Annotated in this window: 9 protein-coding genes and 1 pseudogene; 5 read left to right on the top strand and 5 right to left on the bottom strand. The window is 40.3% G+C overall.

The features are described from left to right. Positions 1-38: 38 nt before the first annotated feature. Complete coding sequence (locus tag H6G14_RS16005; RefSeq protein WP_190568344.1) at positions 39-7,481, top strand: type I polyketide synthase; 7,443 nt, start codon at positions 39-41, stop codon at positions 7,479-7,481. A gap of 63 nt (positions 7,482-7,544) precedes the next feature. Here the strand turns inward: H6G14_RS16005 and H6G14_RS16000 are convergent. The 5 genes and pseudogenes from H6G14_RS16000 to H6G14_RS15980 all read right to left on the bottom strand — a co-directional run. Further along, positions 7,545-7,677, bottom strand: a pseudogene (locus H6G14_RS16000) (transposase); the annotation flags it as partial. A gap of 26 nt (positions 7,678-7,703) precedes the next feature. After that, positions 7,704-7,880 carry a hypothetical protein gene (locus H6G14_RS15995; RefSeq protein WP_190568367.1) on the bottom strand — a complete coding sequence of 59 codons (177 nt, stop codon included), beginning with the start codon at positions 7,878-7,880 and terminating at the stop codon, positions 7,704-7,706. An 88-nt stretch (positions 7,881-7,968) separates the two neighbouring features. Further along, positions 7,969-9,465, bottom strand: coding sequence for a glycosyl hydrolase family 57 (locus tag H6G14_RS15990; protein ID WP_190568343.1), 1,497 nt, complete (start codon positions 9,463-9,465; stop codon positions 7,969-7,971). A gap of 171 nt (positions 9,466-9,636) precedes the next feature. Continuing rightward, positions 9,637-10,518: an SDR family NAD(P)-dependent oxidoreductase gene (locus H6G14_RS15985; protein WP_190568342.1), complete on the bottom strand. Its 882-nt coding sequence runs from the start codon at positions 10,516-10,518 to the stop codon at positions 9,637-9,639. Positions 10,519-11,126: 608 nt separating this feature from the next. Beyond that, entirely contained in the window at positions 11,127-12,767 is a 1,641-nt protein-coding gene (locus H6G14_RS15980; RefSeq protein WP_190568341.1) for an alpha/beta hydrolase, read from the bottom strand. A gap of 616 nt (positions 12,768-13,383) precedes the next feature. On the opposite strand from H6G14_RS15980, the gene H6G14_RS15975 reads away from it, so the two are divergent. The 4 genes from H6G14_RS15975 to H6G14_RS15960 all read left to right on the top strand — a co-directional run bounded on the left by H6G14_RS15975 (position 13,384) and on the right by H6G14_RS15960 (position 17,842). Next, on the top strand, positions 13,384-14,334 hold the full coding sequence (locus tag H6G14_RS15975) for an ABC transporter ATP-binding protein (RefSeq protein ID WP_190568340.1): 951 nt from the start codon (positions 13,384-13,386) through the stop codon (positions 14,332-14,334). A gap of 40 nt (positions 14,335-14,374) precedes the next feature. Then, positions 14,375-16,063, top strand: a complete 1,689-nt coding sequence (locus tag H6G14_RS15970; RefSeq protein ID WP_190568339.1) for a hypothetical protein — start codon at positions 14,375-14,377, stop codon at positions 16,061-16,063. A gap of 283 nt (positions 16,064-16,346) precedes the next feature. Further along, on the top strand, positions 16,347-17,102 hold the full coding sequence (locus tag H6G14_RS15965; RefSeq protein ID WP_190568366.1) for an ATP-binding cassette domain-containing protein: 756 nt from the start codon (positions 16,347-16,349) through the stop codon (positions 17,100-17,102). A 107-nt stretch (positions 17,103-17,209) separates the two neighbouring features. Continuing rightward, the gene (locus tag H6G14_RS15960) at positions 17,210-17,842 is read left to right on the top strand and encodes an ABC transporter permease (RefSeq protein ID WP_190568338.1); all 633 of its coding nucleotides are present in this window, start codon (positions 17,210-17,212) and stop codon (positions 17,840-17,842) included. The last annotated feature ends 12 nt before the right edge of the window (positions 17,843-17,854 follow it).

Below are 17,854 nucleotides of genomic sequence, written 5' to 3'. Positions count from 1 at the left end.
TTCTTTGCGCCTTTGCGCCTTTGCGTGAGAAAAACATAATGACACAAGACTACCACACCCTAATGCAAAACGCCCTCAAGCAAATCCAAGACTTGCGGGAAAAACTAAAAGCTCAAACCGAACCCATAGCCATAGTTGGGATGGGCTGTCGCTTCCCTGGAGGTGCAGACACCCCCGAAAAACTGTGGCAATTATTACGCAACGGAGATGATGGAATTACTGAAATGCCGAGCGATCGCTGGTCAATAGAAACCTTTTACCACAACAACCCCGCCACCCCTGGCAAAATGTCCACCCGCTACGGCGGTTTTATTGGACACCTAAAAGAATTTGACGCAGACTTTTTCGGTATCGCCCCAAAAGAAGCCATTTCCCTAGACCCCCAACAACGACTATTATTAGAAGTCACTTGGGAAGCCTTAGAAAACGCCCACATCTTACCCGAAAAACTCATAAGTACTAACACAGGAGTTTTCATTGGCATCAGTAGCAACGACTACACCACCCATCTATTAAATCGCCCAGTCACAGACATTGATGCGTATTTAGCCACAGGTAATTCCCACAGTACCGCAGCCGGTCGGATTTCCTACATCTTAGGATTCACAGGCCCCTCCCTAGCCGTAGACACCGCCTGTTCCTCCTCCCTAGTCGCCGTACATCTCGCCTGTCAAAGCCTCCGCCAAGGCGAATGTCAACTCGCTGTAGTTGGTGGTGTAAATCGTATCCTTTCCCCAGAATTTACCATCAACTTTTCCCAAGCGCGGATGTTAGCAGCCGATGGAAGATGTAAAACCTTTGATGCTAAAGCTGACGGTTTTGTGCGGAGTGAAGGCTGTGGTGTCATCATTCTGCAAAAACTTAGCGATGCCCAAGCCGCCGGAAATCCTATACTAGCAGTAATTCGGGGTAGTGCCGTCAACCAAGATGGACGCAGTAGCGGCTTAACAGTTCCCAATGGCCCCTCACAACAAGCTGTAATTAGACAAGCATTAAAAAATGCGACTGTAGAACCTAGTGATATTACTTATATAGAAGCACATGGAACAGGTACAGCCTTGGGAGATCCCATTGAAATTGGCGCGTTAGGGGCTGTATTTGGCGAAAGTCATCAAAAATCGCCTTTATTAGTAGGTTCACTCAAAACCAACATCGGACATTTAGAAGCAGCTGCGGGTATAGCCGGGTTAATGAAAGTAGTGCTGGCGTTGAAACATGGAGAAATTCCGCCACATCTGCATTTTCAACAACCAAACCCCCATATTCCTTGGGAACAGTTTCCAATTCAAATTCCTACTACTTGCACACCTTGGCATGGTAAAAAATTAGCTGGGGTGAGTTCCTTTGGGTTTAGTGGAACTAACGCCCATATTATCTTGGCAGGCGTAGAAATTCAACATCAAAACAAAGCAAATACAACAGAACGTCCTCTACAAATTTTAACTTTATCAGCGAAAACCGAGACAGCATTAAAACAACTAGCGCAAAACTATATCAACCATCTCCAGGATAATAACTGGGCGGATATTTGTTATAGTGCAAATACTGGGCGAAGCTCCAGAGGAGCCGCTTCGCTAACGCAATTTGAACATCGTCTATCTATCATCGCAAATTCCATCACCACAGCCCAAGAAAAATTAACTTGTTTCATCAATAATGAAGCCACCACAAATCTATTTACAAATAAAGTAAATTCTCCATCTCGTCCCAAAATCGCCTTCCTCTTCACCGGACAAGGTTCACAATATCAAAACATGGGCTGGGAACTATATCAAACTGAGCCATTTTTTAAACAAACAATAGATAAATGCTTTGAATTACTATTAGCTAACTCAGGCTTAGACTTACATTCAGTATTATTTCAAGAAGACAAAGAAAATAATCACCAATTACTTTCCCAAACCCTCTACACGCAACCCGCATTATTCATCCTAGAATACGCCATTTGTCAACTCTGGTTATCCTGGGGAATCAAACCTGATTTCCTCATGGGACATAGCGTTGGTGAATATGTCGCCGCTTGCATTGCGGGAGTTTTCAGTTTAGAAGACGGCTTAAAACTAATTGCTACTCGCGCTCGTTTAATGCAGCAACTACCACAAGGTAAAATGGTAGCAGTAGCAGCCAGTGCATCTCAATTACAAAGCCTTTTATTACATTATCATCAACAAGTTTTTATTGCCGCAATTAACGCACCTAATAATACAGTAATTTCCGGTGAAACTGCTGCAATCGAGCAAATTATTGCTGTTTTAGCATCCCAAAATATTCAAGCCACACCTCTATCAGTCTCCCATGCTTTCCACTCACCCATGATGGAAGCAATGTTAGGAGAATTTGAGAAAATTGCTGCTAATATTAATTTCCATACCCCGAAATATCCAATTATATCTAACGTCACAGGTAGCTTAATTAATTCAGAAATTGCAACTCCTGAATATTGGTGTCGTCACATTCGCCAACCAGTACAGTTTCTTGCTGGTATCGAAACGCTAATTCAACAAAATTGCAGCATATTTTTAGAAGTCGGAGCAAAGCCAATTTTATTACAAATGGCACGCTCTATTACCTCCCAAGCCGATAAATATTTATGGCTACCAAGCTTACACCCAAAACAACAAGATTGGCAAGTAATGCTATCAAGCATAGCCGCAATTTATGGCAGAGGAGTAAAAATTGATTGGCATAAATTTGAGCAAAATTACCACCATCAACGCTTAGACTTACCAAATTATCCTTTCCAAAGACAGAATTTTTGGATAGATATTAAACCAGTAAATAAAAATTACTATTCATCTTCACCTAATAACATTCATCCCTTATTAGGACAGCAATTAAACTTAGCTAAATCTTCAGATATTTACTTTGAGCAACAACTTACTAATAATAACCCTGATTATCTCCAAGACCATAAAGTATTTAACCAAATCATCTTACCTGGAGCAGCATATTTAGAAATGTCTTTAGCTGCGGCGAAGACAATATTTAAAAATAATAGTATTTCTGTAGAAACAGTTTCCTTCCAAGAGACGTGTGTTTTAACTCCAGATAATCCCAAAAATATCCAATTCATCTTGAAAAATAATCATGAATTTGAAATTGTCAGTACCACATCAAATCATGATTGGATAACTCATGCTACTGGTAAAATAAAACCTCACAACAATATTCCTCAACACCAGCAGATAAATCTTGGAGAACTGCAAAACCAATTCACCCAAATTATCGATATTACCGATTTTTATCAAACCCTCACCCAAGTAGGAATTGACTACGGCGAAATCTTTCAAGCGATTACCAATATTTGGTATCTTGATAACCAAGCTTTAGCAGAAATTCACTTACCATTAGCTTGTAATTGTCGGGATAACTATCAATTCCATCCCATTATTCTCGATGCTTGCTTGCAAACCATAGCAGCAATTTTTTACAATCAACCTAAACCCTCTGTTTACTTACCTATTGGCGTAGATAAATTGACAATTTATCAACCCATTAGCGAAGCGGTTTGGAGTTTAGTTAAATTACGTACTCAAGACAAAACCGGCTTTGTTCTTGTAGCAGATATTCAAATTTTGTCCCCATCAGGACAAGTAATCGCTGTATTTGAAGGATTACAACTCAAAAAAATCCAATCGCCAAATATTAAAGATTGGCAAAACTGGTTATATGAAATTGAATGGAGAACCCAACCTTTAAGCATCCCCTCTGATATTTCCCTCACCTCTCCAGCAGAAATCGCCCAAGAATTAGCACCAAAATTCGCTCAATTATTAACAACAGAAGAAATTACAACTTATGCTAAATTTCTACCAGAGCTAGAAGCTTTAAGTCTTTATTATATCGCTCAAGCCTTACAAAATATAGATGTTTCATCACCAGAAATCGCCCCGCAACATCAGCGATTATATACACACCTACTTTCTTTCATTACAAATCAATGTGAATACGAAAAACCCCAACTTTCCCCAACACAGCACCCACAAATAACCGCCGAATTAACTCTCATAGAACGTTGTGGTACAAATTTAGCTAAAGTTTTGCAAGGAGAATGTAATCCTATAGATTTGTTATTTCCCAACGGAGACTTAACCACCCTCACCCAACTTTATCAAAACTCCCCTGGTGCAAAGGTAATGAATACCTTAGTACAACAAGCGGTAAAATCAGCTTTAAAAGATTTACCCCCAGGGGAAAAGGTAAGAATTTTAGAAATTGGTGCGGGTACTGGGGGAACAACAGCTTATGTTTTACCCCAACTCGTCAACAAATCTGTAGAATATGTATTTACAGATATTTCACCTTTATTTTTAGCAAACGCGCGTCAACAATTTTCAGAGTATGAATTTGTAAGTTACCAAACCCTGAATATTGAACAACCTTTAACCAATCAAGATATTACACCTCATAGTTTTGACATAGTAATTGCAGCTAACGTCTTACACGCAACTGAAAATTTAAGTCACGCAATTACTAATGCTAAATCATTACTCAAAAATCAGGGTTTGCTCATTCTTTTAGAAGGGACAATTCCCAGTGTTTGGATAGATTTAATTTTTGGTTTAACTGAAGGTTGGTGGCGTTTTCAAGATAAAGATTTACGCCCCCATCATCCCCTGATTTCTACTACTGCTTGGCAAAGTTTACTACAAAAACATGGCTTTACCAGCGTTGTAAATATTGCTCCTGATTCAATTCCCTCAGAAGCATTAGCCCAACAAAGTGTCATCGTGGCACAAAATACCCCACCCCAACCCTCCCCTTATAAAGAAGAGGGAAAAGAATGCTTAATTATTACAGATTTACCAGCATGGGGAGAAGCTATAAATCAACAATTATCATTCCCATCTTTTAACCTGAAACCTTCAGATAACATTGGCGAATTTCTGCATCAATCTATCAAACACATCATTTATATTGCTGGATGTCAAGACAATATCACTGAATGTAATAATATTCTTCACATAGTCCAAACCTTAATTAAAACCCAACATTACCCCATCAACTTTTGGTTAGTAACTCAAGGTGCTGTCAATCCCCACATCATCACCGGATTAAATCAATCTTCTGTTTGGGGTATGGGTAAAGTCATTCGTTTAGAACACCCAGAATTAAATTGTCGTTGTGTTGATTTAGATCCCACACAAGAACTGTTTACCCAATTTAAAAACCTCGTCACCGAAATTACCCATCCTGGGGAAGAAGCACAAATTACCTTACACAAATCTGAACGTAAGGTAGCCAGATTAACTCGCTGCAATTATCAAATTCTCCCCGATGAACCTTACCGTTTAACTATTGCTAAACGTGGTGTAATTGCATCCTTAAAATGGCAATCTTCACCCCGTCGTCAACCCCAACCTGGAGAGGTAGAAATTCAAGTAAAAGCCACCGGCTTAAATTTTATTGATGTTCTCGACGCTTTAGGATTACTATCTTTTGAACGTAATTGGTTTGGTGTAGAATGTGCCGGTGAAGTTGTCGCCGTTGGTGAAGGAGTCACACATTTAAATGTGGGTGATGCTGTTGTTGCACTGGCGGCTGATAGTTTTAGTCAATATGTGACAACTAACGCTAATTATGTAATTAAAAAACCAGATTCCTTGAGTTTTGCTGCTGCTGCGACAATTCCCGCCAATTTCCTCACGGCTACCTATGCTTTGCGGGAAGTTGCCAAAATTCAACCAGGAAAACGCATCCTCATTCACGCGGCGACTGGGGGAACAGGAATGGCTGCTTTGCAAATCGCCCAACAAGCAGGGTTAGAAGTCTTTGCAACAGCTAGTCCTGGGAAATGGGAGATTTTACGCGCTTTAGGTGTGCAACATATCTTTAACTCTCGTACCTTGGATTTTGCTGAGGAAATTCACAAAATCACCCAAGGGGAAGGAGTTGATATTGTATTTAACTCCCTATCTGGTGAATTTATCCCGGCTAGTTTATCGGTACTTCAACCCCAAGGACAATTTATTGAAATTGGTAAACGGGGAGTGTGGAATGCACAACAAGTTGCTGGAGTCAAGCCTGATGTGGCTTATCATTTGGTGGATTTGATGAGTGTTGCTCAACAACAACCCCAGACAATCCAAACCTTGTTACATTGTCTCATGGCAGAGTTTGAAAGGGGAGAATTGCGTTGGTCTCCGACCGACCGTAGGTCATCGCATCCTCAAACCATTTTCCCCGCCACCAAAATAGTAGAAGCGTTGCAGATGATGCAACAAGCCCGACACATCGGCAAAATTGTCATTACCCACACACCAACAGAGTTAGTACAACCCCAAGCAACTTACTTAATCACAGGGGGAATGGGCGGTTTAGGTTTGCGTGTAGCCCGTTGGTTGGTAGAAAAAGGTGCAAAGCATCTCGTATTGTTGGGACGTAACCAACCAGATATAGCCGCACAGCAACAAATTCAAGCCTTAGAAGCAACCGGGGCGAAAGTTATCATAACTCAGGCAGATGTCAGCCAAAAAGACCAACTAGCAGCAGTTTTGACAGATGTTCAGGAAAACCATCCTCCTTTACGGGGAGTGATTCACGCCGCCGGAGTTTTAGATGATGGCATTTTACAGCAATTAACTCCAGAGCGATCGCACCGTGTCATGAATCCCAAAGTCACAGGCGCGTGGAATCTCCATCAATTAACCCAAGATATCCCCTTAGATTATTTCATCATGTTTTCCTCCGCAGCTTCCCTGTTAGGTTCTCCAGGACAGGCGAACCACGTAGCTGCAAATACCTTTCTCGATGCTTTAGCCCAATATCGCCGCCACCAAGGATTACCAGCACTGAGTATAAATTGGGGCGTATGGTCTGATATTGGTGCAGCCGCAAAAAGACAAGTTTCTAATCAGATGAGTTCAAAGGGTATCGGTGAAATTACTCCCGACCAAGGTATAGATATTTTAGAATTTCTCCTCACTCAATCTTCTATACAAGTAGGGGTAATTCCTATTAATTGGTCAGAATTGCTTAAACAGAAATTATCCTCAACTTTCTTGGCAGATTTTTATCAGTCTACCGCAAATACTACATTAGAAAATCAAATATCTCAGCTAATCCAACACATCCAATCTTTAGGAATCAAAGAACGTATTTCCTATTTGAGAAATTACCTACAAACAGAAGTAAGTCAAGTTTTAGGTGCGTCCTCTTCTCACCTACCAGATGTGCAGTTAGGATTTTTTGATATGGGCATGGATTCACTGATGATGGTAGAGTTGCGGAGTCGTTTAGAAACAAGCTTACAGCAAACGATTCCTTCTACAGTGTTGTTTGAACATCCGACCATTCAGGCTTTAGCGGAATATATTGCCACTCAGTTATTACCACAGGAAACTGTAATTTCCGCAATGAATGAACAGCCGGATATAAGCCTTTCAGATGTTATCTCTGAACAGAAAATTGAAACGTCAATCACAGCAGAATTAGCAGCCCTAGAATCTTTACTGGAGTTTAGACTAAACCATGCAAAATGACCCAGCAGGGCTGAGTTAATCAGAGACTTAGAGGGTGTTTGAAAAGTTTTTGGCAGTCAAAATTTAGGCAAGTCGCCTAACCATAATACGGATCATGGCAAGGTAGATAAAAGTTTCAGAAGTTTCAGGCAATAATTCATAATCTCTGACCAAACGGCGACAGCCCATCAACCATCCATGCATTGCGTTCTACTACTAGTCTGCCAAGAGAACTTTGCAAGGTTAATAGCAGCAAAAAAAATCTCTTTCTCCCCCTGCTCCCTCTGCTTCCCCTGCTCCCCCTGCTTGCCCTAGCCCAGCAATTTTGGGTTGGTGAACTACTACCCAACGTTTTTTGAGCAAGACAAATCCCTTGGTTTGTTCTGGGCGCAAAACTACCTGTACAATCCAACGAATCACAGCTTATACTGAGAGAGCTTTTTTACCACCTTTCCGACTTTTCAAACATCCTCTTAGATTTACTTTATAAATAGTCATCTAAATAAAATCATGATGTCAACAAACTCTTACCACGTTGATAAATTTCACGGGCGTAATCAGTCCAAGCACCTTGCCCCCAATAGCGAAAACAGCTTGTCTGTAAAAGAAGATTGTATAACAGTGCTTGGCGATAATCAGCTTGTTTGGTAATAGATGAAGATGAATCATTGAGTAATAAATTATCAAACTTTTGATGAAATAAACTACTTAATTCATACATAGGAGATAAAACATTTTCGTATCCCCTCACCCAACTGATATGATTAGTCCAAGAAGCTCCTTCTACATGAAAATTAGGATTAACTTGCTTGATTTCTTGAATGGCATTCTCCACAGCTTCCGGTTGATGATTGTCTGGCGAGACTTTCTGCCAGATTTGATGTTGTCCCATTGGCTGACAACAGGGAAAGTCTTCAGATTTGACACCAGCCGCAGCAATTAACTCTAAATATTCTGTGCCACATACCCCCACAACACCAGATTTTCCACCACCATGATTTACCATATCCCACCATGCTTGTTTGAAGGCGCTGGGAAATTCATTCATCATCACGCCGCCATTTTCACCATCACCAATTTGACTAACTATGGGAGGAATTTCTACATTGCCTAATCGACGCTTTGATAAAGTTTTCGCTTCGTAGTATGGCTGCATTTGAGCAACTAATTTAGTATCAGAACCTTGGGTTTTAATTAAGGCAATGATACTAATAGTTTCACCTTGAGAATTTCTGGCAATCAAACGATGGGGTAAATGTCTATCAATTAGAGATTGCCCGTCGATTGTTTCTACAGTGTGTTCTTGGACAAGTAACCAACGATAACCGCATTCTTTGAGGGCTTTGACAAATTGAAATAATGTATCAGGGTGATTTGGGAGGTGCATTTCTGGCGGAGAAAAACCTTTAACTCTGGCTAATGCTCCCCAGCCAAAAATTGCTGCAAAATGTTGTTGCCATGCCAAAATATGTAATTTAATATCTTTGATTGGTGTGGAAGGAACAACAGCATGACCCCACATTGTCCCTAGCCATTCTACGTGAGGTTGATATGTGCGATCGCCTACGGTGCTTGTAACGCCCTTGAGACTATCTAGGATATCATTGCGCCCCATTTGTCGGAGTCCCCACAGGAGATTACCAGAGTAATCCAACATCACGCGGGGATTGCAACCTTGGCTGACAAGTTCGGGGATGAATTCCCCCATACGGCTGTAACAATAGGCAAAAGGCCCGGCGTTGTGGTTGTCGCCTTCGTGGGGATGTGCAAACATATATTGCAGATTGCTGATCAGTTCACCACCATCACCTGCTGGTATAGTTGGTTGGTGCATATGTAGAGCGATCGCAAATACTGCATTCACATCTTCTAACTTAATATTCGTTGTGGGTAAGAAGACTGGCGCATCATTGTTAACAACAGAGAGAACCTCAGCCTCCCAACCAGATATATTTGGCAAACCATCAATCATTTCTGGCAAGGGAGTATTTTGTAAGGACAGCATTTTAGTTGCTCCGCAACAATGAGTATTGATTATGGTAATTGGTAATGGGTCATTGTTAATTCGTAATTTGTAATTCGTAATTCGTAATACCAATTTGAATTAGTGTGATGTCGCCAAAAAATTCCATCAGCTTGTGACTGAGGGAATTTGGGAACTAATTAGAGATTGACGTTAGGTTTTGCGGGCGAATACAAAGGGAAACTTGTTTCCAGAAAATAAGAAATCCCCAACACGCTGGATTTTTGTCCAAAAGCTCAAGTTTTCGTCAGATTGTTGTGGTTTAATAGCTGGTGGCGTGGCAATTTTTAAAACCAATTCCAGTAACCAAGGGGCTAAACGTTGACACCACACGGCTAAATGACTTTGCCATCCTACTAAAATTTCTGGTGCATCTTTTTCTAGTCCAGCAATTAGTGCTTTGGCCACTTCCTGGGGTGTCATGGGAATCACCCAGCGAAATAGTTTTAAGTCACGCACCATATCCGTGTCGGTGAGGGATGGTAACAAGGCTTTTACCTGGATGTTGTACTCAGCGAGTTCACGGCGCAAGGCTTGAGTAAAGCCTAAAATAGCAAACTTTGTGGCTGAATAAGTCGCCATTGTTGGTGCAGCCACTTTCCCCATTAAGCTGGAAACATTGATAATGGTTCCTTGTCTTTGGCTTGCCATGCGTTTGGCGATGAGGCTAGTGAGGGTATACATTCCCAGTAAGTTCACAGAAAGTTCTTCTTGCACCTGGGGAAGTTTTGATTGCAAGAATGAACTTTGGTATGCAACGCCGGCACAATTAACCAGTAAGTGAATGGGGCCGTAATTGCGCCATAATTGCGCTATGGCGATGTTTACCTCTGTCGCTTGCGTTAAATCAATCGCCAATGTTGTGGCTTGAACCCCCATCGCCTCGACTTCCTGGGCGACTTCTCTTAATTTTTGGCGATCGCGTGCCACTAAAATTAATCTGTGTATTCCTTGTTGTGCTAATTCTAAAGCGATCGCTCGCCCAATTCCACGGGAAGCCCCAGTCACCAGGGCTACTTTACCTCGAATATTCATGGATTTTATCCTCCAGAGTCCCAGTCTTACCTCAGTTCATCGTTAACTAATCACCGTGAGGTAAAACAAATTTTTAGTTGCATTCAATGTCACAACAGCAATTAGCCTCTAGCAACGACATATATGGGCTAATCTGCATTGGTTGTAGTTCGCAGATTGCAATCAAGTTCTTACATATTTGGCTGAATCGATATGGCTCATAGGTTCTACCTCTTCTAATATCAGAGCGTTCATCAGCATCGTTGCTTCTACACACGTTAGCAATTAAATCAAGGACTTGCAATATTCTTTAATAAGTATTTCTTAATATTTGTTAACAATCAGATATATAAACAATCCTTTTCTATATAAGTTTTTATGAATACTTTGTCATCAATGTGGTGATCCCCTGACAATTAAATCAAAGGTTTTGAATTAATAGAAACTTGTTATACGAAAGACACAAATAAGACACAAAAAAATATATTCTTGAAGGATAATTTTATTTAGTTTGTCGTCAGCAATATTACTGAAATTGTTATTAGTCAACAGTCAACAGTCAACAGCGCCGCACTGAGCTTGTCGAAGTGTCAACATTCAACATCCAACAGTCAATAATTCTTTTCTCCCTACTCCCCACTCCCCCTAATTTCCATTAATTGTTCAGCAGTTAATGACTGCAAAATACTAAGATTCAGAGGAGCTTGGCTAATAGATTGAGCGTAAGCGGGCTGCAAATAAGAGCGATATTCAGGACGATTGAGCAAATTGGCTTGTAAAAAGGCCACACTTAAAGCGTTGAGATAGGAATAAGCGGCAGTTCTATCGGGGCCCAGCAAGCCACTTGGTACAGGTAAAACATTATTACCTTGGGGTGAATCGCCGATGAGAGTGAAGTGGGTGGCGTTGTCAATTAAGACTAAATATTTATAGGGGTTAGGAAGCCAAGTAAAAGGGCGAATTTGTTCTGGTACTGGTGGGGCGAAAATATCTTGGCTACCTGCTACCATCATCACGGGAAGCTTAATCTGACTGATACCACTTTCGCCAAAAATGGAGCTGGCAATAGGATTAATGGCAATTACTGCTTTAATACGCCTGTCTTGCAACTGATAATCTTGTGGCAATAATTGATTAGCTTCACACTGCAACAATAAGGATATATTCAAACTAGAATTGTCGGGGTTACAGTCCTGGTTGAGTTGGTTAAAATTAATTCTTGCCCCTCCCAAAGACAAAACCGTATAACCACCAAAGGATTGACCGATCGCCCCAATTTGTTGAAAATTGAGTTTACCCTGGAGCCTGGGATCAGACTGTTCCAAACGTTGGAGTTCATCGAGAAGCACCTTAATATCTAAAGGTCTGTCAATAAATTCTCTCGGTTCTGGCGGACTTGCTAAACCTGCAAAATATTGCTCGAAGCGTTTAGCATTACTACCAGGATGTTCTAATACAGCAACAGCAAAACCGTAGGATGCTAGGTGTTCAGCTAAGTAAATAAAACTATAGCGGTCTGAGGCGATGCCATGAGAAATTACAATTAGGGGAAAAGGCGGTTGTCCTTGAGTATCTGTATTTGCTTGTGGTAAATATAAATCTACTGGTAAACGGCGATCGCGCTGAGGATCATTTAAAGTGAAATTGACAATTTGCCAACGGAACTTTCCAGGCGATCGTAAATCCGGTAGTTTAGATAAATTCTCATGAGAAACAATAGTCTGAGCTACCGCGCCTTGTTGCAGAGAAGCAACAACTTTATCCCTATTTTTAGTCAATTGTGACAATTCATCAACTATTCTCACACCCTCTGAGAAATTCAGCCGCAAATTATCACTGGGAAAATTACGCAAGACATTAATAACTGAGAAACCCTGTGGTTTGGCGGCGGATAAAATCAACGCAGAACGCAAAGCATAAAACCCATTGCGGCGGGAATCAGTTTGTACTATGTCTCCCAGGCGTTGCAAAACCTGTTCACCGATTGGTGAGTAAGTAATTTGAGATATGAAAGTAGGGGTGACATCAAAGCGTTGTTGTAGAAACTCCCGTAGTTGTGCTAACTGTTCGGGAGTTGCACGTTGAGCATAAAACTGTAAATCACTATCAATCTTCCCTTCCTTGGCAAAAGTTTCTAGCGAACTAACAGGTAAAGAAAATTCACCAAAAGGCGGGTAAAAAAGACTGATACGTTCAGCGCTTAAACCTGGTTTAGCGGCAAAACAAGTAGACAATAAACCTAGACTCAGATATTTCAACAACCTTTTCATGAGAATAATCCGCTTGTCTACCTCGTCTAAACAAACTGCGTGTGTTAGTTGCTAGTTCCTAGTCATTCTTGATTTAGTTTAATGTGCCTTTCCTCCAAACCACGAGTTAATTAGAGTTTCTAGACTTGTAGCAAGTGGCGCGGCAGTTTTCAGTAACAGAACAACCTCTCACTGCTTACCCAACAGTAGATAGAAATTATCACACTGATAGACCACGAATATGCCATTTACACCATAAGCCAAGCGCTTGCTTTCTTATTCTCTCACTTGCATTATCAATCGTGCTAAATAGTCACACTAATCATTATGTCTCTTAATTACATCTATCCCAAGGAAGCTTATGATCACTGACAATCTAGAATCAGTTTCAATTTCCGAAACAGAACTGGCACAATCTGTATACACAAGGTAGGTTAGTGTTTAAACAACAGTCGCACTCTAGCAGCTATGGACTTCCAGATAACATTCCTCACTCACAAGGAAATGAGGAATCTGGTAATGGGTAATGGGTAATTGCACTATTACCCATTACCTGCATCGGTTACTCGGAAATTATTTATACTGACTCACCCTACCAAGCCATCAATTTCGGATAATTTATTTTTTGTGTTCCCCTATGGTAAAAGAATTAGCAATTCGTACCCGTGGATTAACTAAGCAATTTGAACGACACATTGCTGTCAATGACGTTGATTTAGAGATCCAAATGGGTGAAGTATATGGGTTAATTGGGCCGAATGGTGCGGGAAAAACAACTCTTATCCGAATGTTAGCAGCAGCTGAGGAACCAACTACCGGGGAGATTTATATTAATGGCGAACATCTACGACTTGATAAAAGTAACCCGAATCTCAAGCGTCATCTTGGCTACCTACCTGATGACTATCCCTTATACGAAGATTTAACAGTCTGGGATTACTTAGATTACTTTGCACGGCTGTATCGCTTGCGGGAACCACGCCGGACTCAACGCCTACATGAAGTTTTAGAACTGATACAACTGGAAAATAAACGCAAAAGCCAAATTTCTACCCTATCACGGGGGATGAAACAGCGTTTAAGTTTAGCACGGACGATTATTCATGAACCAATTTTACTGCTGTTAGATGAGCCTGTTTCTGGGCTTGATCCCATTGCGAGAATGCAGTTTCGGCAAATCATTAAAGCGTTGCAAGAAGCGGGAATGACAATATTAATTTCTTCCCATGTTTTGAGTGATTTAGCCGAACTTTGTACATCGGTAGGGATTATGGAGTTGGGTTTTTTAGTAGAAAGTGCTTCACTGCAAGCACTCTACCAAAGACTTTCTCAGCAACAGATTGTTTTATCTACATCTGGTAGTTTAGACTCTCTTATGAGTGAGTTGAAAAATTATCCCTTGGTCGAGCAATGTGAGACAATACCAGGGAAAAACAGCATCAGGGTGAATTTTGCTGGTACACAAGATGATTGTGCAGAATTACTGCGATCGCTCATTATTTCCGGTATTCCCATAACTAACTTTCATTGTACACAAGAAGATTTAGAAAGTATCTTCTTAAAATTAGGACACAAACAAGCATCTTAATTAGTCAATATTATCAATGCCCATTTTTGGAGTTCCGCCAATGATGCAAAATTTTATGTACAAACTCAGCGAATGGAATCCGCAACTGTTAAGAGAAATTAAAGGGCGTTGGCAACTTCGGAATATTTTGCTGGTTGTTGCTGTATCTTTGCTAGGTCAATTCATCCTCTTTATTTACTGCCAAACTCAACTACCAACACAATATATCAATTCTTCCTATGAAATCACCCATAAATATTGTACAGGTGTTACCAAGAACTTTAATTCACCATCTTGTTTGTTAGATGAATATAATCGTGTCATAATTAACTGGCAACTATGGAGTCAAGATGTCTTTACGTTCCTCAGTTTCATTGCTATGTTGGCTCTCTTGGTAGGAGGAGCTTACTTACTTATCAGCGATTTAGCAACAGAAGAACGGCGAGCCACACTCAATTTTATTCGACTAAGCCCCCAATCACCTAAAAGCATTCTCTATGGCAAGATGTTAGGAGTTCCCATTCTCTTGTATTTTGGGTTATTACTAGCAATTCCGTTTCATTTATCTTTAGGAATAAACGCACAAATTCCCTTAATTCAGATTTTTTCTTTTTATGGAATTTTGATAGTATCTAGCATTTTTTACTATAGTGGAGCCTTATTATTTGGTTTAGTAGGTACTTGGTTAGGCGGCTTTCAAGCTTGGTTAGGTAGTGGGTTAATTTTAGGGTTTCTCTTACTTGCTAAAGAAGCCTTGCAAGATAGCAGAACAAGTAATTATCCATTTACTATCTTTCAGTTATTTAGTCCCAATTATTTTCTCACAGATTATACTGGTGAATTTGAATTTGCTAGGCTTCATTGGTTCGCTATACCCTTGGGAAATAGTTTTCCTATTATGGTATGCTTCAATGTCTTGGTTTATTTCATGGGAATTTACTTTTTTTGGCAATCTCTAAACCGTTGCTATCGAGATAAAAATGCCACTATGTTGAGTAAAAAGCAAAGTTATTTATTAACTTCATGCTTTGCTATTCTGACTTTGGGATTTGCCAATTGGCAATCACAATTCCTAGATAAATCTTACTCTTATTTAGGATTAAAGGAAAATTTAGCTACCTTAATGTTTTTGGATTTGTGGCTATTTTTGTATCTGATTGCAGCACTAACTCCTAACCGCCAAACTCTACAAGATTGGTCACGCTATCGACATATGTATATGTCCCAGCAGCTAGGTAAAAGCAAATTAATCAGTGATTTGATTTGGGGTGAAAAAAGTCCGGGTATATTAGCGATCGCCATCAATGCCATAATTGCTATTAGCTGTTTGATTTTCTTTACATTAGTCGTACCAGGGTCTACATCTGATAAACTTATTGTCTTTATGTCTGTAGTTTTTGCAGGTAGTTTAGCCATTATTTATGCAGCTTTAGCTCAACTACTTCTATTGATGAAAAATGAACAGAAGCTCTTTTGGGCTAATGGGATAGTAGGTGCTGTTATTATTTTGCCACCAATCGTTTTAGTAATGTTGTTTTCTAACCCTGGCAATCAACCTTTCCTGTGGTTACTGTCTGTGGCTGCACCAATAATTATTTTGTACCCATCAACTGGCTATATACCAATAATGACTACATTTTTAGCACTGTTGGGACATGGTGGTATTTTAGGTTTATTAATGTTTCAAATCACGCGTCAATTGAAAAAATCTGGAGAATCAGCAACGAAAGCACTATTAGCTGGAAATTAACTAATTAATTTAGCTTTGCTATCACGCACCGCCACATAACACGGTGCGTTTTTTACTGAGATTATGTTTTTGGTAACCAATCATATAAATAAAAACTCCACCCACAAGAGGATAGAGTTTTATCAGTGGTCAGTAGCAAAGATATATAAAAATGTCATAATCAAACTAACTTTAGGGTGCGTCAGACTCACTAATTTCGTACAAATTTAGGAATTTTCCACATCTGACGCACCTACTATTTTGCCAGATGGGTCAGTTCTGCTACGAATTAAAAATGAATATTATGCCGCAAGCCAAACCAGCAACAATTGAATTCCGTGATGTTACATTTAGCCGTAATCATCGTCCTCTTGTATCCCATCTCAACTTTGCCATCTACGAAGGAGAAGCACTAGTATTACTCGGACGTAGTGGTAGTGGCAAAACTACCACTATGAAATTAATCAATCATCTGTTTACACCCACCCAAGGCGAAGTTTTATTTCAAGGAATACCTACAAATCAGTGGGATGAAATTAAACTGCGGCGCAAGATTGGTTATGTAATTCAAGAAACAGGGCTATTTCCCCATTTCACTGTAGAACGCAACGTGGGTTTAGTACCAACTTTAGAAGGCTGGCTACCCAAACAAATTAAAACGCGGGTTTATGAATTGCTACACTTGGTAGGCTTAAATCCAGCACAATTCGCTCAACGCTACCCCCATGAACTATCTGGAGGACAGAGGCAAAGAGTCGGCGTAGCAAGGGCTTTAGCCGCAGATCCCCCAGTTTTGTTGATGGACGAACCCTTTGGCGCACTTGATCCCATTACACGCTTAGAATTGCAACGAGAGTTTCGGCGATTACAGCAGGAATTAGGTAAGACAGTGGTTTTTGTGACTCATGATATCCAAGAAGCCTTTGTTTTAGCATCAAGAATTGGGTTAATGTATGGAGGAGAGTTGGTAGTTTTAGGTACAAAAGATGAGTTTATGGCTTCCCAGCATCCAGAAAGTCTTGCTTTTCTTCAATGTCTGCATTCTCTACAAACTAGTTAATTGAACAATTCAAAATTGATAATAGTTCCCCAATCCCCAATCCAAGGCAAAAGTCAAAATAAAAAATCTTTTACCTTTTTACTTTTTTTGTCTCCAAACCCCAATCCATGAAAGATTTCTTCTTAATTAAGTATGCGCCAGAAATCCTACAACGCACAATAGAGCATTTATTTTTAGTAAGTGTTGCTATTAGTATTGCTATTATTATTGGCATTCCTTTAGGGATTTTAATCACGCGCCAAAAACAACTGCGACAACCGATTTTAGGTATAGCTAATATTCTCCAAACTATTCCCAGTTTGGCATTGTTTGGCTTACTCATCCCTGTTCCTGTAATTGGTGGTATTGGTGCGACTCCAGCAATTGTCGCCCTGGCTTTGTATTCCCTACTGCCACTAATTCGTAATACTTATACAGGTATTTCTGGAGTAGATCCGGCGATTCGAGAAGCTGGGCGGGGAATGGGAATGACTGATAGACAATTGCTATTACAGGTAGAAATTCCCTTAGCAATGGCTGTGATTTTGGCTGGGGTGCGAGTAGCGACAGTGATCTCTATTGGAATTGCCACTATTGCAGCTGCCATTGGTGCTGGTGGCTTGGGCGTGTTTATTTTTCGAGGAATTGCTGTAGTCAATGATCAATTAATCTTAGCTGGGGCAGTTCCTGCGGCGGCAATTGCTTTATTGGCTGATTTATTAATTGGATTGTTAGAGCAGAAATTCAAGGTTAATTCGTAATTATTTTTTATA

Origin of the sequence: Nostoc parmelioides FACHB-3921 (genome assembly GCF_014696625.1) — a bacterium.
GTDB lineage: Bacteria > Cyanobacteriota > Cyanobacteriia > Cyanobacteriales > Nostocaceae > Trichormus > Trichormus parmelioides.
Note: the sequence above shows the minus strand (reverse complement) of the source record. Positions and strands in the feature narration are given on the sequence as shown.